This is a genomic window from Rhodovulum euryhalinum, from assembly GCF_004342445.1.
In the GTDB taxonomy this organism is placed as follows: domain Bacteria; phylum Pseudomonadota; class Alphaproteobacteria; order Rhodobacterales; family Rhodobacteraceae; genus Rhodovulum; species Rhodovulum euryhalinum.
This window is the reverse complement of sequence record NZ_SLWW01000005.1, coordinates 159,680-178,889: the sequence shown is the minus strand read 5'-3', so window position 1 is coordinate 178,889 and position 19,210 is coordinate 159,680. Positions and strand designations below refer to the sequence as shown.

19 protein-coding genes and 1 tRNA gene are annotated in these 19,210 nt (G+C 67.5%); 13 read left to right on the top strand and 7 right to left on the bottom strand.

Features of this window, described 5'->3' with window-relative positions; all coding sequences use genetic code 11:
• Positions 1-4: 4 nt before the first annotated feature.
• Genes EV655_RS07930 through EV655_RS07920 form a run of 3 tightly spaced genes read right to left on the bottom strand, consistent with a single transcriptional unit; the run spans position 5 to position 1,634 of the window.
• Complete coding sequence (locus tag EV655_RS07930) at positions 5-208, bottom strand: DUF1737 domain-containing protein (RefSeq protein ID WP_132543579.1); 204 nt, start codon at positions 206-208, stop codon at positions 5-7.
• Positions 208-777, bottom strand: coding sequence for an NnrU family protein (locus EV655_RS07925; RefSeq protein WP_132543577.1), 570 nt, complete (start codon positions 775-777; stop codon positions 208-210). Before EV655_RS07925 ends, EV655_RS07930 begins: the two co-directional genes overlap by 1 nt.
• Positions 774-1,634 carry an HpcH/HpaI aldolase/citrate lyase family protein gene (locus EV655_RS07920; protein WP_132543575.1) on the bottom strand — a complete coding sequence of 287 codons (861 nt, stop codon included), beginning with the start codon at positions 1,632-1,634 and terminating at the stop codon, positions 774-776. The genes EV655_RS07925 and EV655_RS07920 overlap by 4 nt, the downstream gene beginning before the upstream one ends.
• A gap of 167 nt (positions 1,635-1,801) precedes the next feature.
• Here EV655_RS07920 and EV655_RS07915 point away from each other — a divergent pair, with 167 nt between their 5' ends.
• From EV655_RS07915 to lpdA, 10 genes are all read left to right on the top strand, one after another.
• A complete protein-coding gene (locus EV655_RS07915; protein WP_132543573.1) occupies positions 1,802-2,104 on the top strand; it encodes a hypothetical protein in 303 nt (100 codons plus the stop codon).
• Positions 2,105-2,419: 315 nt separating this feature from the next.
• On the top strand, positions 2,420-3,382 hold the full coding sequence (gene mdh / locus EV655_RS07910; protein WP_132543571.1) for a malate dehydrogenase: 963 nt from the start codon (positions 2,420-2,422) through the stop codon (positions 3,380-3,382).
• Between the two features lie 257 nt (positions 3,383-3,639).
• Positions 3,640-4,833, top strand: coding sequence for an ADP-forming succinate--CoA ligase subunit beta (sucC, locus tag EV655_RS07905; protein WP_132543569.1), 1,194 nt, complete (start codon positions 3,640-3,642; stop codon positions 4,831-4,833).
• A 3-nt stretch (positions 4,834-4,836) separates the two neighbouring features.
• Positions 4,837-5,205 (top strand): hypothetical protein, encoded by a 369-nt coding sequence (locus tag EV655_RS07900; RefSeq protein WP_132543567.1) that lies wholly within the window; start codon positions 4,837-4,839, stop codon positions 5,203-5,205.
• 42 nt (positions 5,206-5,247) lie between these two features.
• A complete protein-coding gene (gene sucD / locus EV655_RS07895) occupies positions 5,248-6,132 on the top strand; it encodes a succinate--CoA ligase subunit alpha (RefSeq protein WP_132543565.1) in 885 nt (294 codons plus the stop codon).
• Positions 6,133-6,199: 67 nt separating this feature from the next.
• Complete coding sequence (locus EV655_RS07890) at positions 6,200-9,169, top strand: 2-oxoglutarate dehydrogenase E1 component (protein ID WP_132543563.1); 2,970 nt, start codon at positions 6,200-6,202, stop codon at positions 9,167-9,169.
• A gap of 5 nt (positions 9,170-9,174) precedes the next feature.
• Positions 9,175-10,722 (top strand): 2-oxoglutarate dehydrogenase complex dihydrolipoyllysine-residue succinyltransferase, encoded by a 1,548-nt coding sequence (gene odhB / locus EV655_RS07885; protein ID WP_132543561.1) that lies wholly within the window; start codon positions 9,175-9,177, stop codon positions 10,720-10,722.
• Positions 10,722-11,126 carry a hypothetical protein gene (locus tag EV655_RS07880; RefSeq protein WP_132543559.1) on the top strand — a complete coding sequence of 135 codons (405 nt, stop codon included), beginning with the start codon at positions 10,722-10,724 and terminating at the stop codon, positions 11,124-11,126. The genes odhB and EV655_RS07880 overlap by 1 nt, the downstream gene beginning before the upstream one ends.
• A 103-nt stretch (positions 11,127-11,229) precedes the next feature.
• The gene (locus EV655_RS07875) at positions 11,230-11,625 is read left to right on the top strand and encodes an MAPEG family protein (protein ID WP_132543557.1); all 396 of its coding nucleotides are present in this window, start codon (positions 11,230-11,232) and stop codon (positions 11,623-11,625) included.
• A 148-nt stretch (positions 11,626-11,773) separates the two neighbouring features.
• Entirely contained in the window at positions 11,774-13,162 is a 1,389-nt protein-coding gene (gene lpdA, locus EV655_RS07870; RefSeq protein WP_132543555.1) for a dihydrolipoyl dehydrogenase, read from the top strand.
• A 171-nt stretch (positions 13,163-13,333) separates the two neighbouring features.
• On the opposite strand, the gene EV655_RS07865 is transcribed toward lpdA, so the two are convergent.
• The gene (locus EV655_RS07865; RefSeq protein WP_132543553.1) at positions 13,334-13,984 is read right to left on the bottom strand and encodes a GntR family transcriptional regulator; all 651 of its coding nucleotides are present in this window, start codon (positions 13,982-13,984) and stop codon (positions 13,334-13,336) included.
• Positions 13,985-14,015: 31 nt separating this feature from the next.
• On the bottom strand, positions 14,016-14,708 hold the full coding sequence (locus EV655_RS07860; RefSeq protein WP_132543551.1) for a M48 family metallopeptidase: 693 nt from the start codon (positions 14,706-14,708) through the stop codon (positions 14,016-14,018).
• 113 nt (positions 14,709-14,821) lie between these two features.
• Here EV655_RS07860 and EV655_RS07855 point away from each other — a divergent pair, with 113 nt between their 5' ends.
• From EV655_RS07855 to EV655_RS07845, 3 genes are all read left to right on the top strand, one after another.
• Positions 14,822-15,160, top strand: a complete 339-nt coding sequence (locus EV655_RS07855; RefSeq protein WP_132543549.1) for a TIGR02300 family protein — start codon at positions 14,822-14,824, stop codon at positions 15,158-15,160.
• A gap of 87 nt (positions 15,161-15,247) precedes the next feature.
• A tRNA-Ala gene (locus tag EV655_RS07850) sits at positions 15,248-15,323 on the top strand.
• A 241-nt stretch (positions 15,324-15,564) separates the two neighbouring features.
• Positions 15,565-16,659 (top strand): radical SAM/SPASM domain-containing protein, encoded by a 1,095-nt coding sequence (locus tag EV655_RS07845; RefSeq protein WP_165905304.1) that lies wholly within the window; start codon positions 15,565-15,567, stop codon positions 16,657-16,659.
• Here EV655_RS07845 and EV655_RS07840 read toward each other — a convergent pair.
• Positions 16,650-17,951 carry a glycosyltransferase family 2 protein gene (locus tag EV655_RS07840; protein ID WP_165905303.1) on the bottom strand — a complete coding sequence of 434 codons (1,302 nt, stop codon included), beginning with the start codon at positions 17,949-17,951 and terminating at the stop codon, positions 16,650-16,652. The genes EV655_RS07845 and EV655_RS07840 overlap by 10 nt on opposite strands.
• Entirely contained in the window at positions 17,948-19,207 is a 1,260-nt protein-coding gene (locus EV655_RS07835; protein WP_132543543.1) for a glycosyltransferase family 2 protein, read from the bottom strand. The genes EV655_RS07840 and EV655_RS07835 overlap by 4 nt, the downstream gene beginning before the upstream one ends.
• Positions 19,208-19,210 lie beyond the last annotated feature (3 nt).

Genomic DNA, 19,210 nt, shown 5'->3' with positions numbered 1-19,210 from the left:
AACCTTACAACTCTCCCAGCTTGAGGCCGGGGGCATATTCCCCCGTCACATCCTTGATCACCGCCTGCGCACAGCGCATCCGGCCCGTCTCGGGGTCCGCGGCATAGGCGGGGGAGCCGTAAAGCTCCCACCCCTTGGCCAGCGCCTCGGTCACCTTGTGGCAGAAGGCGGCGGTATCGTCCTCGGTCAGCAAGCGATAGGCGCGCATCACCCGGCACTCGGCAGCGGCAGCGGCCAGACGCCCAGCCAGTTATGCACCCAGATGATGACGAGATAGAGCAGGATCGAGATCACCCCGAGCTTGATGTCGCCCCCCAGGCTGCCGCCGCGCCAGTGCGTGACCGGCTCCTTGGCGTTGATCAGCACGACCTCGGCAATCGCCCAGATCAGCAGGCCGCCGAACAGCACGATGGACGCCAGATCGCCATTGACCAGCAGATGCGCCACCGCCCATGTGGCGAAACCATACAGCATCGGGTGGCGGAACAGTTGCCGCGCCCGGCTTTTCGAATTGCCCAGCCCGAAGAACACCACCGCCAGCAGCATCAGCGTGTTGTTCGCATGCACCATGAAACCGGGCGTCTGATAGATCTCGGGCGCGGTGTTGCCACGATACCCCATCACCATCAGCACGACCGACAGCACCAGCGGCACCGCGAAGATGATCTTCGAGGCCGCGCCCAGCCGTTCGTCCAGCGCCGCGCGCGGGCCGGGGAACAGCCGCTTGAACAGGTGGGCAAAGCTCCAGAGCAGAACGCCAAGGATGATAAGGGTCATGTCACAGTCTCCAGTTCCGCAATCGCTGCCGCCTTGGCCAGCGTTTCACGTGCGGTGACGATATGCAGATTCTCGACGATCCGGCCATCCACCACGGCAATCCCCAGACCCTTCCGGCGCGCCTCGTCGAAGGCGGCGATCTGGCGCCGCGACAGGTCGATCTCGGCCACGGTGGGCGCGAAGACGGCGTTGGCGGCGGCGACCTGGTCGGGGTGGATCAGGCTCTTGCCGTCAAAGCCCAGGTCGCGGCCCTGCGCACATTCCGCCCGAAGCCCCTCTTCGTCGCGGAAGGCGTTATAGACCCCGTCGATCGCCACGATGCCGTGGGCGCGCGCGGCCAGCAGGCACTGGCCGAGGCTGGTGAGCAGCGGCATCCGGTCGGGGCGCGGCCGGCAGCGCAGTTCCTTGATCAGGTCGTTGGTCCCCATCACGAACCCGCCCAGCCTCGGATGGGCGGCCAGCGCGTCGGCATTCAGCACGCCGCGCGGGGTTTCCATCATCGCCCAGAGTTCCACCCCCGGGATCGCGTCGCCCAGCGCATCCAGTTGCGCGGTGGTCTCGACCTTGGGCAGCAGAACCGCATGCGCCCCCGCCCCGCGCAGCGCGGCCACGTCGTCGGCGCCCCACTCGGTATCCAGCCCGTTGATCCGCACGATGCAGAAGCGCGGCCCGAACCCGCCCTCGGCCAGCATCTCGGCCAGCAGCTTGCGGGCGGCCGGTTTCTCCTCGGCGGCGACGGCATCCTCCAGGTCGAAGATGATCGCATCCACGGGCAGCGTCTTGGCCTTTTCCAGCGCCCGCGCCTTCGAGGCCGGGATGTAGAGGACGGAACGGAACGGGCGGGCGCGAAGATCCATTGATTCTCCCCTCGGGTCATTTTGTTGCGCCAGACACCACAGCCAGGACATATTGCGCAACCCCTTTTATGCCGCGCCGCAGAAAACGGCGTACGCCGGTATAGGCGTTTCTTGGGATTTCTCGCGCAGGCTTGAGCCGACACCCATCCCCCCGCAGGAGTGACCCCATGCAACGCCACCTTGCCCTTGCCACCCTGATCCTGGCCCTGCCCGGCCCGGCCCCGGCCGAGAGCCCCCGCCAATGCGGCCCGCGCGAGGCGGTCATAGCCCTGCTGGCCGACCGCTATGGCGAGTCGCGCCAGGCGATGGGGCTGGCGGCCAACAACGCCGTGGTGGAACTGTTCGCCAATGCCGAAACCGGCAGCTGGACGATCACCGGCACGATGGCCTCTGGCACCACATGCCTGATCGCCAGCGGCGAGGCCTATCAGGCGCTGGCCGAGACCCTGATCCCCGGCGAAGGCGCCTGAGCGCCCCCCCCTGCCCGCCCGGCCCGCGCGGCCGGGCGGGCGTCCTTGCCCCCGCCAGAATCAGCCGACGCCCCGCGCGGACAAAGACCCCCGTGCCCGGACCGGCATCGCGGGATCGGTCCTGTCGGGGCACACCGGGCCCACGGAAATCCCCGGCCACGCCCCCCCTGAACCCCTTGCATCACAAGCGCTTTGCCCGGCTTGCCCGCCCCGCGGCACCGCGGCCCGCCCCCGCCCCGCGCCGCGGCGGCCTTGCGCGAGCGGCGCCAAAGCCTTACCCATCGCGCCGAAAACAACTGATCAGGGACCAGACACATGGCCAGACCCAGGATCGCGCTCATCGGCGCGGGGCAGATTGGCGGAACGCTCGCCCATCTCGCCGCGATCAAGGAACTGGGCGACGTCGTACTTTTCGACATCGCCGACGGGGTGCCGCAGGGCAAGGCGCTGGACATCGCCGAATCCGGCCCCTCCGAAGGGTTCGACGCCCGGCTGAAGGGAACCAACGACTATGCCGACATCGCCGGGGCGGATGTGTGCATCGTCACCGCCGGCGTGCCGCGCAAGCCGGGGATGAGCCGTGACGACCTGCTGGGCATCAACCTCAAGGTGATGAAATCCGTGGGCGAGGGCATCCGCGACAACGCGCCGGACGCCTTCGTGATCTGCATCACCAACCCGCTGGACGCGATGGTCTGGGCGCTGCAGCAATATTCCGGCCTGCCGCCCGAAAAGGTGGTCGGCATGGCGGGCGTGCTGGACAGCGCGCGCTTTCGCCACTTCCTCAGCCTGGAATTCAACGTGTCGATGAAGGACGTCACCGCATTCGTCCTGGGCGGGCACGGCGACACGATGGTGCCGCTGGCGCGCTATTCCACTGTGGGCGGCGTGCCGCTGCCCGATCTGGTGGACATGGGCTGGACCACCCGCGAAAAGCTGGACGCGATCATCCAGCGCACCCGCGACGGCGGTGCCGAGATCGTCGGCCTGCTCAAGACCGGGTCGGCCTATTACGCCCCCGCGACCAGCGCCATCGAGATGGCCGAGGCCTATCTGAAGGACCAGAAGCGGCTTCTGCCCTGCGCGGCCTGGGTCGACGGGGCGCTTGGCCTCAAGGGGATGTATGTCGGCGTGCCCACGATCATCGGCGCCGGCGGCATAGAGCGGATCGTCGACATCAAGCTCGACCGCGCCGAGCAGGAGATGTTCGACAAGTCGGTGGACGCGGTGAGGGGTCTGGTCGAGGCCTGCAAGGGAATCGACGAAACACTGGCCTGACGGCCGGCGTCAGCATCGGGGGGCCGGTCCGCCGCGACCGGCCCCTTTCCGTTCCCGGGCCCGGGCGGGGATGCGCCGCAGCATACCGCGCCGGGCCCTGCGGGGACGGCCGGACCGCTTTGTGATCACACTTTTCTCGGGCGTGATCACAAACGCCAGAAACTTGGCGAAATCCGGCCAACGCCCGCCGAAAACCGTTCCACTGCGGCCCGTTCCATGCTTAGACGCGACAAATCGCACCAGCACGGGACAGCTTGATGAACATCCACGAATACCAGGCCAAGGCTCTGCTGCGCAGCTATGGCGCGCCGGTGTCGAACGGCCATGTCGTGACCCGGGCCGAAGAGGCCAAGACCATCGCGGGTGAGATCGACGGGCCGCTCTGGGTCGTCAAGGCGCAGATCCATGCCGGCGGCCGCGGCAAGGGCCATTTCGTCGAACCCGAGGCGGGCGAGAAGGGCGGCGTGCGGCTGGCGAAGTCGATCGGCGAGGCCGCCGAAGAGGCCAAAAAGATGCTGGGCCGCACGCTGGTCACCCACCAGACAGGCCCCGTGGGCAAGCAGGTCGGTCGCGTCTATATCGAGAACGGCTCGGGCATCGCGCGCGAACTTTACCTCGCCATGCTGATCGACCGGCAATCCTCGCGCATCGCCTTCGTCTGCTCCACCGAGGGCGGCATGGATATCGAGGAGGTCGCGGCCAAGACGCCCGACCGCATCCTGTCCTTCACCATCGACCCCGTGACCGGCTATCAGCCCTACCACGGCCGCCGCATCGCCTTTGCGCTGGGGCTGGAGGGCAAGCAGATCAAGCAGTGCTCGACCCTGATCGGCCAGCTTTACAAGCTGTTCCTCGACAAGGATTGCGAGATGATCGAGATCAACCCGCTGGTGGTGACCGACGCGGGCGATCTGAAATGCCTCGACGCCAAGATGGCCTTCGATTCCAACGCGCTCTACCGCCACGACGACATCCTGGCGCTGCGCGACGAGACCGAGGAAGACCCCAAGGAACTGGCCGCGTCGAAATACGACCTGAACTACATCGCGCTGGATGGCGAGATCGGCTGCATGGTCAACGGCGCCGGGCTGGCGATGGCGACGATGGACATCATCAAGCTTTACGGTGCGGAGCCGGCCAACTTCCTCGACGTGGGCGGCGGCGCCACCCGCGAGAAGGTGACCGAGGCGTTCAAGATCATCACGTCCGACCCGAACGTGAAGGGCATCCTGGTCAACATCTTCGGCGGCATCATGCGCTGCGACGTGATCGCCGAGGGCGTGGTGGCGGCGGTCAAGGAGGTGGGCCTGAAGGTGCCCCTCGTCGTCCGGCTCGAAGGCACGAATGTCGAGAAGGGCAAGGCGATCCTCAACGGATCAGGTCTCGACGTGATCGCGGCGGACGATCTGTCGGATGCGGCGGAGAAGATCGTGAAGGCGGTGAAGGGGTAACAAATGCTCTATGCACTGGCCATCGGCGGACTTCTCGGTCTTATATCTTTGGCCCTCTCTAGAAACCGAGCCCAAAGCAGGAAAACCGTTATCTCTCTTGATGAGATTAATGATGTTTGCCTACTTCGCGATGGGCCTGTGCATGCAGTATTGTTCCGCCAATCAGGAAACCTTTACAGAGACTTGGGCGATTTCTCAAATCCCTCTGCGGCTTGCGCGGAAGTGGCCAAGTCATTTCGGAGGGCGCAGATTGAGACCCTTACCATTTGGCAGAATTCTGAAAAAGCCTTTGAAGTATCTCGACGAATTTACAACGGGCGAGGTGCGTCGGAAGGCAAAAAACTTGGTGGGGCGATGGTTTCTGCAATTTGAATTGCAAAATCGAAGATCACCTCGATACTAAGGAAACAAAGCATGGCCGTTCTCGTCAACGAAACCACCAAAGTCATCTGCCAGGGCTTCACCGGCTCCCAGGGCACCTTCCACTCCGAACAGGCGATCGCCTACGGCACGAAAATGGTCGGCGGCGTCACGCCGGGCAAGGGCGGGCAGAAGCACCTTGACCTGCCGGTCTTCGATTCCTGCCACGAGGCGGTGGCGAAGACCGGGGCGAACGCCACGGTGATCTACGTGCCGCCGCCCTTCGCCGCGGACTCGATCCTCGAGGCTATCGACGCGGAAATCCCGCTGATCGTCTGCATCACCGAAGGCATCCCGGTGCTCGACATGATGACGGTCAAGCGCGCGCTGGAAGGGTCCAGTTCCGTGCTGATCGGGCCGAACTGCCCCGGCGTCATCACGCCCGGCGCCTGCAAGATCGGCATCATGCCCGGCCATATCCACCACCGCGGCAGCGTCGGCGTCGTCTCGCGCTCGGGCACGCTGACCTACGAGGCGGTCAAGCAGACAACCGATGTGGGCCTTGGCCAGTCCACCTGCGTCGGCATCGGCGGCGACCCGATCAAGGGGACCGAACATATCGACGTGCTCGAATGGTTCCTCGCCGACGATGAAACCCAGTCGATCATCATGATCGGCGAGATCGGCGGATCGGCCGAAGAGGAAGCCGCCCAGTTCCTGAAGGACGAGGCCAAGAAGGGCCGCAGAAAACCGGTGGCGGGCTTCATCGCGGGCCGCACCGCGCCGGCCGGGCGGCGCATGGGCCATGCGGGCGCCATCGTCGCCGGCGGCAAGGGCGGCGCCGAGGACAAGATCGAGGCGATGAAATCCGCCGGGATTGTGGTGGCCGACAGCCCTGCGCGCCTCGGCGAGGCCGTTCTGAAAGCCATCGAGGCATAACCCCAGGGACGCGCGCGGCCGACGGGAACCGGCCGCGCCGCACCCCACGCGCGAGGGAGGACCAACCATGACCGAGCAAAGCCCCAACACCGCCTTCCACGACTCGTCCTTCCTGCAGGGACACAACGCGGAATATGTCGAGCAGCTTTACGCCCGCTACGCCAACGACCCCGAGAACGTGGATGAACAGTGGCGCCGCTTCTTCGCGGATCTCGGCGATGACGAGGTGTCGGTCAAGCGCGAGGCCGCCGGGCCCAGCTGGGCGCGCCGCGACTGGCCGCCCGCCCCCAATGACGACCTGACCGCCGCCCTTGACGGGCAATGGCCCGGCCTGCCCGTCATGAGCGAGGCGAAGGCCGCCGAGGAGAAGATCCGCGAAAAGGCGCGGGAAAAGGCCGTCGAGGTCACCGATGACGAGGTCAAGCGCGCGGTTCTGGACAGTATCCGGGCGCTGATGCTGATCCGCGCCTACCGCATCCGCGGCCATCTGGTGGCCGATCTGGACCCGCTGGGCCTGCGCAACCCCACGCCGCATCCCGAACTCGACCCCGGCTCCTACGGCTTCACCGATGCCGACATGGACCGCCCCATCTTCATCGACAACGTGCTGGGGCTTCAGGTCGCCTCGATGCGCGAGATCCTGGCCATCGTGAAACGCACCTATTGCGGCACCTTCGCGCTGCAATACATGCACATCTCCGACCCCGAGCAATCCGCCTGGCTGAAGGAACGGATCGAGGGCTACGGCAAGGAAATCAAGTTCACCCGCGAGGGACGCCGCGCGATCTTGAACAAGCTGGTCGAGGCCGAGGGCTTCGAGAAGTTCCTGCATGTGAAATACATGGGCACCAAGCGCTTCGGCCTTGACGGGGGCGAGGCGCTGATCCCGGCGATGGAGCAGATCATCAAGCGCGGCGGCGCGCTGGGGGTCCGGGAAATCGCGATCGGCATGCCGCACCGGGGCAGGCTCAGCGTGCTGGCCAACGTGATGGGCAAGCCCTACCGCGCGATCTTCCACGAATTCCAGGGCGGCAGCTTCAAGCCCGAGGATGTGGACGGCTCGGGCGACGTGAAATACCACCTCGGCGCCTCAAGCGACCGCGAATTCGACGGCAACGTGGTCCACCTGTCGCTGACCGCGAACCCGTCACACCTGGAGGCGGTGAACCCCGTGGTCCTGGGCAAGACCCGGGCCAAGCAGGAACAGGCGGGCGACCGCGAACGGCGCACGGTGCTGCCGATCCTGCTGCATGGCGACGCGGCCTTCGCCGGGCAGGGCGTCGTGGCGGAATGTTTCGGCATGTCGGGGCTGGTGGGCCACCGCACCGGCGGCACCATGCATATCGTGGTGAACAACCAGATCGGCTTTACCACCGCGCCGCATTTCAGCCGCTCGTCACCTTATCCGACCGACATCGCGCTGATGGTCGAGGCGCCGATCTTCCACGTCAACGGCGACGACCCCGAGGCGGTGGTCCACGCCGCCAAGGTCGCCACCGAGTTCCGCCAGAAGTTCGGCCGCGACGTCGTGATCGACATGTTCTGCTATCGCCGCTTCGGCCACAACGAGGGGGATGAACCGATGTTCACCAACCCCCTGATGTATCAGAAGATCAAGAAGCACAAGACGACCCTGCAACTCTATACCGAACGCCTGGTGCAGGACGGCTTGATCCCCGAGGGCGAGATCGAGGACATGAAGGCCGCGTTCCAGTCGCATCTGAACGCCGAGTTCGAGGCCGGCAAGGAGTACAAGCCGAACAAGGCCGACTGGCTGGACGGCCGCTGGAGCCACATCCAGCGCGGCGGCGCCGACGATTACCAGCGCGGCGACACCGCGATCGGCGAGGAGACGTTGCAGGAACTGGGCCAGGCGCTGACGCTGGTCCCCGAGGGCTTCGAGGTTCACAAGACGGTGGGCCGCCTGCTCGACGCCAAGAAAGAGATGTTCTCGTCGGGCCGGGGCTTCGACTGGGCCACCGCCGAGGCGCTGGCCTTCGGCAGCCTGCTGACCGAGGGCTATCCGGTGCGCCTCGCGGGGCAGGATTCCACCCGCGGCACCTTCAGCCAGCGCCATTCCGCGCTGGTCGACCAGAACACCGAGGAACGCTATTATCCCCTGAACCACATCCGCAAGGGCCAGGCCCGCTACGAGGTCATCGACTCGATGCTCTCGGAATACGCGGTGCTGGGGTTCGAATACGGCTATTCCCTGTCCGAACCCAACGCCCTGGTGACCTGGGAAGCCCAGTTCGGCGATTTCGCCAACGGCGCGCAGATCATGTTCGACCAGTTCATTTCATCGGGCGAACGCAAGTGGCTGCGCATGTCGGGCCTCGTGGTGCTGCTGCCCCATGGCTACGAGGGCCAGGGCCCGGAACATTCCTCGGCCCGGCTGGAACGCTTTCTGCAACTGTCGGCCGAGGACAACTGGATCGTCGCCAACTGCTCGACGCCCGCCAACTACTTCCACATCCTGCGCCGCCAGCTGCACCGCAGCTTCCGCAAGCCGCTGATCCTGATGACCCCGAAATCGCTTCTGCGCCACCGCCTTGCGGTGTCCGAGGCCAGCGATTTCATCACCGGATCGTCCTTCCACCGCGTGCTCTGGGACGATGCCGATCTCGGCCGGTCCGAGATCAGGCTGAAACCCGACGCCGGGATCCGCCGCGTGGTGCTCTGCTCGGGCAAGGTCTATTATGACCTGCTGGAGGAACGCGATGCCCGCGGGCTGGACGATGTCTACATCCTGCGGATCGAACAGTTCTACCCCTTCCCGGCGCTGAGTCTGGTGAAGGAGCTTGAACGCTTCCCCGAGGCGCAGATCGTCTGGTGCCAGGAGGAACCCAAGAACCAGGGCGCCTGGAGTTTCATCGAGCCGAACCTCGAATGGGTGCTCACCCGCATCAACGCCCGCCACCACCGCCCGGTCTATGCCGGCCGCCCCGCCGCCGCCTCGCCCGCCACCGGGCTCGCCAGCCAGCACAAGGCCCAGCAGGCCGCGCTCGTCAACGATGCGCTGACAATCGAAGGTTAAGTCCCATGTCCATTGAAGTCCGCGTTCCGACCCTGGGCGAAAGCGTCGCCGAGGCCACCGTCGCCACCTGGTTCAAGAAGCCGGGCGATGCGGTCGCCGCCGACGAGATGCTGTGCGAACTGGAAACCGACAAGGTGACCGTCGAGGTTCCCGCCCCCTCCGCCGGCACGCTGGCCGAAATCGTCGCCCCCGAGGGCGAGACCGTCTCGGTCGACGCGCTGCTGGCCACGATCACCGAAGGTGCCGCGAAACCCGCCGCGGGCAAGGCCAGCCCCGCCGAGCCCGACGCCCCCCCCGCGCCCTCGGGCAAGGAAATCGCCGTGATGGTCCCCACCCTTGGCGAAAGCGTGGCCGAGGCCACCGTCGCGTCCTGGTTCAAGGCCCCCGGCGACCGGGTCGAGCGCGACGAGATGCTGTGCGAACTGGAAACCGACAAGGTCTCGGTCGAGGTTCCGGCGCCTGCCTCGGGTACGCTCTCCGAAATCATCGCCGCCGAGGGCGAGACGGTCGCGGCCGGCGCCCGGCTGGCGCTGATGCTCTCGGGCGACGGCGCCGCGGCGCAACCTGCCAGGGCCGGGACCGACACCGGGGCCGGCACGAAACCCGCGGCCGAAGCCGCCACCGACAAGCCCGCGCAGGCCAGGCGCGATGTCGAACACGCCCCCTCGGCGAAGAAGTTGATGGACGAAAAGGGTCTCGCGCCCGACGACGTCAAGGGCACCGGCCGCGACGGCCGCATCATGAAAGAGGATGTCATGCGCGCCGCCGAGGCCCCGAAACCCGCCCCCAAGCCCGCCGAACCGCCGAAACCCGCCCCCGACGCCGCCCGCGCCCCGATCCCGGCCGAGGATTCCGCCCGCGAGGAACGGGTGCGCATGACGCGCCTGCGCCAGACCATCGCCCGCCGCCTCAAGGACGCGCAGAACACCGCGGCGATGCTGACCACCTATAACGAGATCGACATGTCCGGCGTCATGGCACTGCGCCGCGAATACAAGGATCTCTTCGAAAAGAAGCACGGCGTGAAACTGGGCTTCATGTCCTTCTTCACCAAGGCCTGCTGCCACGCGCTCTCCGAGGTGCCCGAGGTCAACGCCGAGATCGACGGCACCGACATTGTCTACAAGAACTTCGTCCACATGGGCATCGCGGTCGGCACCCCCTCGGGGCTGGTGGTCCCGGTGCTCAGGAACGCCCATTCCATGGGCTTCGCCGAGATCGAGAAGCGCATCGCGGAACTCGGCATCCGCGCCCGCGACGGCAAGCTGTCCATGGCCGAGATGCAGGGCGGCACCTTCACCATCTCGAATGGCGGGGTCTACGGCTCGCTCATGTCCTCGCCGATCCTGAACCCCCCGCAATCGGGCATCCTCGGCATGCACAAGATCCAGGACCGCCCCGTGGTGGTCGCAGGCCAGATCGTCATCCGCCCGATGATGTACCTCGCGCTCAGCTACGACCACCGGATCGTGGACGGCAAGGGCGCGGTGACCTTCCTCGTCCGCGTGAAGGAGGCGCTGGAGGATCCGAGAAGGCTGTTGATGGATTTGTGATGGAAGAAATCACGGAGGAAAAAGTCAGAGGAGAATGGTATCGTTCGTCCATTCAGGAACGGCGCGAACTTGGAATGTTCGCGTTAAAGACCCTCATGACCCTAAATAGTGGCGGGTTCGTCGTCCTCCTGACTTTCTTAGGAAATTCATCAGCACAGACTGCCTTCTTGGTCACACTCGGGGCAATCAAACTTGCCATGTTGAGCTTTCTAGCGGGCATTGTGCTGGCCTTCTTGGTAATTGCACTGGCGTATGTTGTGGCGCTGACTTCTAATCCATATACAGGCCGGACCGCCCTAGCGGATTGGTTTGTAATTCCCGCCTATTTGATCATCGCTTGGCTGTCGCTTGCGGCGTTCTCGTTTGCCGTTTGGACCGTACTTTCAGGTGTTGAGGTGAGATGACCCCCGACCTCACCGCCCAACCCAACCCCGCCCCGGACCTGATCCGGGGCCTCGCTCCGACCCACCCCAAGGAGGTCCCGGGTCAAGCCCGGGACGCGACGGAATGACCCCCGAACTCACCGCCCTCGCCCTCGCCATCCTGCTCCAGGCCGTCCAGCTCATTCTTCTGGCGATCCCCGCCAATATGGAACTGGGCGCCAACTACACCGCGGGCCCGCGCGACACGCCGCCCGACCGGCCGCTCTCGCCCCGCACCGCCCGGCTGCAACGCGCGCTGAACAACCATTTCGAGGCACTGATCCTCTTCACCGCCGCCACTGCGCTTGTCACCCTCTCGGGTCAGTCCTCGCTCTTCACCGCGATCTGCGCCTTCGCCTATCTCGGCGCGCGCATCCTCTACATCCCCGCCTACGCGCTCGGCTGGTCGCCCGGCCGCTCGATCCTCTGGGGCGTGGGCTTCCTCGCCACGCTGCTGATGACACTGGCCGCACTGCTGTGACCTTCTTCTGGCCGAAAATATCCTCGGGGGGGCCGCGCCGCAGGCGCGGCGGGGGGCAGACAGCCCCCCTGCCCCCGGTCAGGACCGGAAAAAAGTCCGATGAATATCCGATGGAATTCAGATCGCCCGAACCGGCAAAGGAGACCCCATGGCAAGCTATGACGTGATCATCATCGGCTCCGGACCCGGCGGCTATGTCTGCGCCATCCGCTGCGCCCAGCTCGGCCTGAAAACCGCCTGCGTCGAGGGCCGCGAGACATTGGGCGGCACCTGCCTCAACGTCGGCTGCATCCCCTCCAAGGCCCTGCTGCACGCCTCCCACCAACTCCATGACTGCCAACACAATTTCGAGAAGATGGGGCTCAAGGGCGCGGCACCCAAGGTCGACTGGCAACAGATGCTCGCCTACAAGGACGAGGTTATTGCCCAGAACACCAAGGGCATCGAGTTCCTGTTCAAGAAGAACAAGGTGGACTGGCTGAAAGGCTGGGCCACGATCCCCGAACCCGGGCTGGTCAAGGTCGGAGACGAGACCCACAAGGCGAAAAACATCGTGATCGCAACAGGTTCCGAACCCGCCACCCTCCCCGGCGTCGAGATCGACGAAAAGATGATCGTCTCGTCCACCGGCGCGCTGTCGCTGCCGAAGATCCCCAAGAAACTCGCCGTGATCGGCGCAGGCGTGATCGGGCTGGAACTGGGATCCGTCTATGCCCGGCTCGGCGCGCAGGTGACGGTTCTGGAGTATCTCGACCAGATCACCCCCGGCCTCGATGCCGAAATCGCCCGAACCTTCCGATCCTTGCTGAAGAAACAAGGGCTTGAGATCATCACTGGCGCCGCCGTCCAATCCGCCGAGGCGCTGAAGACCAAGGCCAAGGTCAATTATACGCTGCGCAAGGATGACAGCACCCACCAGATCGACGCCGATGTGGTCCTCGTCGCCACGGGCCGCAAACCCTTCACCCAGGGCCTGGGCCTCAACGCGCTGGGGGTGGACCTGACCAAGCGCGGCCAGATCGCGACGGACGGCCAGTACCGAACCTCGGTCCCCGGCCTTTACGCCATCGGCGACGCCATCGAGGGCCCCATGCTCGCCCACAAGGCCGAGGACGAGGGCATGGCCGTCGCGGAAATCCTTGCGGGGCAAAAAGGCCATGTGAATTATGGGGTTATCCCCGGCGTAATCTATACCGCGCCCGAGGTGGCGGCGGTCGGCGCGACCGAAGAAAGCCTGAAGGAAGCAGGCCGCGCCTACAAGGTCGGCAAGTTCTCCTTCATGGGCAACGGCCGGGCCAAGGCGATGTTCGCGGCCGACGGTTTCGTCAAGATCCTGGCGGACGCGGAAACCGACCGCATCCTCGGCGCCCATATCATCGGCCCCGGCGCGGGCGACCTGATTCACGAGATCTGCGTCGCGATGGAATTCGGCGCCGCGGCCGAGGATCTGGCCCGCACCTGCCACGCCCATCCCACCTGTTCCGAAGCGGTGCGCGAGGCGGCGCTGGCCTGCGGCGACGGAGCGATCCACAGCTGAGGCGCGCCCGGCATGGGGACGGCGGCGGAAATGCCCGCCGCCCCCTGCCACGCCCGAGCGGACGCGGCGGGCAGGACGGCCTTGGGGGAACCGACCACCCCACCTGTCCTGCATATGGGACGGGCGGCGCGCGCGTCGCCCCCGCGACAAGCAGTTGTGATCACGCCGGGCTCAGGTGGCCAGCATCCTCAGCCCCTGGGTGACGTCCGTACGCACCGCCAGCCGCAGCGCGGGTTCGTCGCCGGCCCGCAGCGCGGCCAGGATCATCCGGTGGTGCTGGGGTGGTTCCGTCCGGCCGAGGCGGCCGTAGAGCGCGCGCATCGTGGGGCCGAGTTGCAGCCAGACGGTTTCGGCCATGGCAAGCATCGCGGGAGCCTGGGCGCGCAGGTAAAGCGCCCGGTGGAACTCCAGGTTCGTGCGGATGAAAGCCACCGCATCGCCCCGCGCCACGGTTTCGCCGATCTCGGCGTTGATCTTCTGCATCCGCTCGATCAGCGCCATGTGCGCGCGCGGCAGTGCCCGGCTGGCCAGTTCCGGTTCCAGCAGCGCGCGCAGCGCCGCCAGTTCCTCGATCCGTTCATTCGAAAGCTCGGGCGTCGAGACCCGGCCCGACGAGGACATCGTCAGCGCGCCTTCGGCGACCAGCCGCCGCACTGCCTCGCGCGCAGGCGTCATCGACACGCCGAACTGTCGGCCGATGCCGCGCAGGGTCAGCGCGGCACCCGGCGTCAGTTCGCCGTGCATGATCTGGGTTCTGAGTGTTCGGTACAGCCGGTCATGGGCCGCGGTGCCCGTCTCGCCCGGCCGGGTCTGGATCAGCATGGGCCGACTGTGATCACGGTGGCGCCATTCGTCAATCGTTGAACCGCACACGGTGCAACGCCGCGCCGTTGGCGCGCAGCCAGGCACGCGGTGCGGCATAGTCGGGCATCAGCCGCGCCACCACCGCCCAAAAGGCGGGCGAATGGTTCATCTCGGCCAGATGCGCGACCTCGTGCGCGGCGACATAGTCCAGCACCTGCGGCGGCGCCATGATCAGCCGCCACGAGAACATCAGATCGCCCCGCGACGAACACGACCCCCAGCGCGACCGCGTATCCCGGAGTGTCAGGCTGCCATAGCCCCGGCCCAGCGCCGCGGCGTGCCGGTCGGCGGCCTCGGCCAGTGCCCGCCGCGCCTCTGTCTTGAGAAAGCCCTGGATCCGGGGTCCGACGGCCCCGGCGCCCCCCGGCACCGCCAGCGCCTCGTCCGCCAGCCGGGGCGCACGCCCCGTCCCGGCCACGATCGGCAGCGCCCGCCCCCGGAACGGCACCGTCCCGCCAAGCATCACGGCATGATCGTCGATGCGCGCGGCGAGGTGGCCGCGAATCCAACCCTCCTTCTCGCGCAGGAAGGCCAGCCCCTCGGCCAGCGGCGCCCGGTGCGGCAGTGTCAGCGTCACCCGGCCGTCAAGCTGCGACACCCGCAGCGAATACCGCCGCGCCCGCGCCGACCGGCGCAGTGCCACCTCGAGCGGCGGGTTTCCGGGAAGTCGCGTCGTGCCCATCGCTGACTCGTGCTTTTGGCCTGTCTATAGCAGCCCAAAAGGGCTTTGACACGTCCGGGGACTTGTGGCAGGTGGCTGCAACCGCAAGAGACCTGACCCGTGAGAGGACCTCCATGCCCAAGGACGAATGGGGTGTAAAGCGCGTTTGCCCAAGTTGTGCGACCCGCTTCTATGACCTTCAGCGCGACCCGATGACCTGCCCGTCCTGCGGCAACAGCTTCACGGTGGAAAGCCTGACCTCGGTCAAGGGGCGGTCCATGCTGTCCGAGCGGGCGGCACCGGCCAAGGCCGTCGTCGAAGATGACCTGGTCGAAGACGATGATGCGGTGATCGACGACGAAGAGGGGACCGAGGTCGACCTGGGCGATGACGTCCTGGACGATGACGATGATGACAGCGTTTCGCTCGACGACATCGCCGACATGTCGTCCGACGACGACGACGAGACGTGACGCAGGACGGGGGCATTTTTCCGCTTGATCTCGCCCCCGGCCTTTCATAGATACACGCGGGCGGTCCGAAGGGGCCGCCAACGTACCGGGGCCATAGCTCAGCTGGGAGAGCGCTTGCATGGCATGCAAGAGGTCAGGGGTTCGATCCCCCTTGGCTCCACCAAATCCTGAATTTCAGAGAAATTACAGGTAGATCGGCCGGAAGCGGCCAACCCTCGCATATCCTCTGAAACTCCGTCATGCGCCCCCTTTTCGCGCGCCCGAGGCGTGGTGCGGGCTGTCCATTGCCCACCCGGGTGCGTCCTGCGAGCGGCGGGGTTACGTCAAGGCCGCGCGGCATCTACACTGGGCCAGGTCCGGGCCGGGACGCGTGCGTCCCGGGCGCGGCTGCGGGGATGGCTGGCATGACGGGAAACGGCAGGGGTGACATTCTGGAGCGGCTGCGCCAACGGGTGCGTGCTGCGCACCGGTCGGCCCTGCACGAGGTCGCGCGCGTCGAGGCGCGGCAGGACGTGGCCCCCGCGCCGCGGCTTCGCCCGGTTCCCCTGCACGAGATCGCCATCGAGCTGACCGGCAAGTGCAATCTCACATGCGAGATGTGCAGCGTCTGGAAAGGCGGGCGCGACGGGCCGGGGCAGGACCGTATTCGCGAGTTGCTGGCCGAGGCGCGTGCGCTTGGCGCGCAGGTCTTTACCGCCACCGGCGCAGAGCCGTTCATGCGAAAGGACACCGTCCCGATCCTCGCCGAGGCCGCGCGACTGGGCTATGGGCGCATCTCGGTGGTCACGAACGGCACGCTGATCGCCCGCCATGCCGAGCGGCTTGCCGCGATTCCGGGGCTAAGCCTCGGGATCAGCATCGACGGGCCCGAAGCGGTGCATGACGCGCTGCGGGGTGCCGGGATGTACCGCGAGGCACTCGCCGGTCTGCACGCGGTGCGCGCGCGCGGCGTCCCGGTGACCCTGAAGGGCGTGCTGATGCGGCCGACGCTGTCCACCGCGGATCACCTGATCGACCTTGCGGTCGACCTGGGCCTCGCCTCCGTATCGTATCAGCCGTTCCAGCCCGAAATCGCCTGGGACCAGCCCGACCACAGCCGCTGGCTGTTCGGCCCGGAAGATCGGCAGGCTGTTTCGGCCACGCTGGCGGCGTTGCTCGACAAGGCGCGGCAGGCGGGCGTCCGGATCGCGACCGAGGCGGTGTTCCCGGCGATCCTGCCCTATCTCTTCGACGGCGTGCGGCCGGTGCCGCCCGGCGGCTGTGCGCTGCCCGCGCGGTTCGTCCTGATCGACGGGCGGGGCGAGACCTATCCCTGCTTCTTCATGCGCGGCCAGTCGATGGGCAACGTGATGCAGGGCGTTCGCCTGCGCGACATCTGGCACGGCCCGGTCCAGCGCCGCATGCAGGCGCGCGGGCGTGCCGGCGATTGCCCCGGTTGTCTCGCGGGCTGTTCCGACCTGGCCAGCTATGATGCGGCCGCCGGACTGGCTCAGACATAGCCGAGATCGCGCGCAAGTGCGCCGGTGATCGCGCGGATAGCGGCCGGGAACGGTTCGGCCCGCACCGGTCGCGCGGGCCGCGCGAGGAACCCGGCCGCATGGGCGGGCGGCGCCAGCATCACCCCCCGCACCGCCGCGATCAGCGCCTCGGGGTCCGCCTCGACATCCTCGGCCCGCAGCTCGGCGTAGCGCGCACCCGGCGCAAGCGCGGCCTGACGCGCAAAGGCGATGCGGCGCAGCCATGCTTCGGAATGGTCCCGCTGGCCCGCGCCATCCACGGGCGCCCCGCAGGCCGGGTGGGCCAGAAGGTGCAGCACGGGCGGTCCGCCAGCCGCTGGCGCCGCAACACGCGCGATGCGCAGGCCAGGCAGGCCCCGCGCGAGATGCGCGGCCGCCATCTCGGCCACCGCTTCCGGCCCCGCGACCAGGCCAAGATCGGTCTGCGTGCCGCTATCCGGCGGCGCCAGTTCGGCTCGCAGGGGGCGGAACAGGGGCAGTTCGGTCACCGCGCCATCATGCGACCAGCCGGCATCGATCGACCGGAAACCGGCACCGGCCGGCGCGACCACCTGGTAACGCACCGCCCCCATGCGCGAGCCGTGCCAGCGCCGCGCGATATCGCCCGGGGCAAAGACCCGCGACAGGTATTCGGCCCGCACCTGGTCGAGCGACAGGGCGAAATAGTGCCTGAGCCGCAGCGCCACAGGCGCGATCCGCGACGGCGCGGCGCTGATGCTGTGCCCGCCCGTCCGCATCCACATCCCAAGCGGCGCATCGGCGCGGAACAGGCGTTGCTTGGGGTCGCGCTCGCGGAACGGGAGGTAGTGGCGCATTGTGGTCTCGAACCGCGCGGGATCATGCGCCTCGCCCTCGTTGCGGGGCAGGAACATGTATTCGGCGCAGTCGAAGGCAAGAACCCCGGACTCATCCCAGAGGGCGAGATATTCGCGCAGGGGCGTGCCGTCCGGGCTGTCGAGGAACTCGTCGGCATCGGCATGCAGCACCCAGCCCTCGCCGCCGAGCCCCCGGATGATCTCGCGCTTCAGGCGAAGCTGGCGGGTCAGGTCGAACACGCCGTCGAACGGGTGATCGACGATCCGCGTCACCGGTGCGCCCAGATGCGCCCGGGCAATGGCCGGGGTGTCATCGGTCGATCCGTGATCCATGACGATGGTCTCGGCCCCCTGCCGCGCAAGGTGCTCAAGCAGGCGGCCGAGCGTTGGTGCCGCGTTCCGGCAGGCCAGGATCGCGGTCAGGCGCGGCGGCTGGCCGGGGCGCGCGGCGGCGGTCATCGCGGGGCCAGCAGGTAGGCGGTGACATCGGCCAGCGCCTCCGGCAGGCGGCCCTCGTCCCGGCAGCGCGCCAGATGGGTGCGCGCCGCCACCGATCCGCGATGGGCGGCGCCGACGATCCGGGGCCATTGGGCGGTGCCGCCGGCCAGCGCCTCGTGAAACCAGCCATCGGCCAGCCCCAGTTCCCCGGCCCGGCGATAGGCCGCGGCCGCATCCCCGGGCAACAGCCCTGCGCGCCGCAGATGCCCAAGCTCCAGCGCCGCGGCGCCATCGCCCAGCCGCGCAAGCCGCACCAGAACCCGGCCGGCCCCGGACCGGCGCCCGGGATCGGCGCGGGCGATCTGCCCGGCGATATCCGCCGCGCGGCCGGGCGTCGCCGCGATCGGCAGGCCAAGCGCGCGGAACAACCGCAACCTCCGGGCGAATTGTCCGGGGCGCATCACGGCCAGGTATTCCTCATGCTTGCGCAGGTTCAGCGCGGCCAGATCGCCCAGATTGGCCAGTGGGATGTGGCCTGCGCGGAGCGCGGCAAGGCTCATGGCGAGCACCGGGAACCGGCGGAAGAGACGCGCCCGGTGCAGCGCATCGACCGCCTCGGCATAGCGCAAGGGGTCGGTTCGCTCGCGGAACAACAGCGGCTCGGGCACCTCGATCTGGGCACCCGCGCGCAACACGCCGGTCATCAGGACCCAGTCATAGGCGTTCATGGCCTGCCGCGGAAAAGCGGCACGAACCACTCCGGTGCGCATCAGGCCGTACATCCGCGTGCCTCCTGGCGCGGCCAGGTAGCGGCGCAGGCGCTGCACCGCGGGGCCCGCCAGCGTGTCGGTTCGGGGTCCGTCGATGCGGCCGGTCCAGCGGACGCGCGGCAGGGCCGAGACCGCGGCGGGCGCCGCCTCAAGCACTGCGAGGCTGGCCTCAAGAAAACGCGGCGCCCAGTAGTCGTCGGCCGCCAGCCAGACGAAGAAGGGCGTCTCGGCCCGGTCGAGCCCGGTTGCGAAATTCTGCGATCCCAGGCGCGCGGGCTGTCGGATCGCCTCGATCCGCGGATCGGCGGCGGCCGCGGCGCGCGCGAGCGGCCAGGTCGCGTCGGTCGAGGCGTCATCGGCGATGATCAGGCGCCAGTCGGGGACGGTCTGCGCCCGCACCGAGGCGACGGCCCGTTCCAGGGTCGCGGCGGCCTCGCAGGCGGGCATGCAGATGGTGACACGCGGGGACCGCGGCGGCGTGCCCGGCGATGGCGGTTGCCCCTGCATGGC

Coding starts and splice junctions, on each gene's coding strand:
- EV655_RS07930 (WP_132543579.1), bottom strand. CDS start 208: ATGCGCGCCTATCGCTTGCTGACCGAGGACGATACCGCCGCCTTCTGC.
- EV655_RS07925 (WP_132543577.1), bottom strand. CDS start 777: ATGACCCTTATCATCCTTGGCGTTCTGCTCTGGAGCTTTGCCCACCTG.
- EV655_RS07920 (WP_132543575.1), bottom strand. CDS start 1,634: ATGGATCTTCGCGCCCGCCCGTTCCGTTCCGTCCTCTACATCCCGGCC.
- EV655_RS07915 (WP_132543573.1), top strand. CDS start 1,802: ATGCAACGCCACCTTGCCCTTGCCACCCTGATCCTGGCCCTGCCCGGC.
- mdh (WP_132543571.1), top strand. CDS start 2,420: ATGGCCAGACCCAGGATCGCGCTCATCGGCGCGGGGCAGATTGGCGGA.
- sucC (WP_132543569.1), top strand. CDS start 3,640: ATGAACATCCACGAATACCAGGCCAAGGCTCTGCTGCGCAGCTATGGC.
- EV655_RS07900 (WP_132543567.1), top strand. CDS start 4,837: ATGCTCTATGCACTGGCCATCGGCGGACTTCTCGGTCTTATATCTTTG.
- sucD (WP_132543565.1), top strand. CDS start 5,248: ATGGCCGTTCTCGTCAACGAAACCACCAAAGTCATCTGCCAGGGCTTC.
- EV655_RS07890 (WP_132543563.1), top strand. CDS start 6,200: ATGACCGAGCAAAGCCCCAACACCGCCTTCCACGACTCGTCCTTCCTG.
- odhB (WP_132543561.1), top strand. CDS start 9,175: ATGTCCATTGAAGTCCGCGTTCCGACCCTGGGCGAAAGCGTCGCCGAG.
- EV655_RS07880 (WP_132543559.1), top strand. CDS start 10,722: ATGGAAGAAATCACGGAGGAAAAAGTCAGAGGAGAATGGTATCGTTCG.
- EV655_RS07875 (WP_132543557.1), top strand. CDS start 11,230: ATGACCCCCGAACTCACCGCCCTCGCCCTCGCCATCCTGCTCCAGGCC.
- lpdA (WP_132543555.1), top strand. CDS start 11,774: ATGGCAAGCTATGACGTGATCATCATCGGCTCCGGACCCGGCGGCTAT.
- EV655_RS07865 (WP_132543553.1), bottom strand. CDS start 13,984: ATGCTGATCCAGACCCGGCCGGGCGAGACGGGCACCGCGGCCCATGAC.
- EV655_RS07860 (WP_132543551.1), bottom strand. CDS start 14,708: ATGGGCACGACGCGACTTCCCGGAAACCCGCCGCTCGAGGTGGCACTG.
- EV655_RS07855 (WP_132543549.1), top strand. CDS start 14,822: ATGCCCAAGGACGAATGGGGTGTAAAGCGCGTTTGCCCAAGTTGTGCG.
- EV655_RS07845 (WP_165905304.1), top strand. CDS start 15,565: ATGACGGGAAACGGCAGGGGTGACATTCTGGAGCGGCTGCGCCAACGG.
- EV655_RS07840 (WP_165905303.1), bottom strand. CDS start 17,951: ATGACCGCCGCCGCGCGCCCCGGCCAGCCGCCGCGCCTGACCGCGATC.
- EV655_RS07835 (WP_132543543.1), bottom strand. CDS start 19,207: ATGCAGGGGCAACCGCCATCGCCGGGCACGCCGCCGCGGTCCCCGCGT.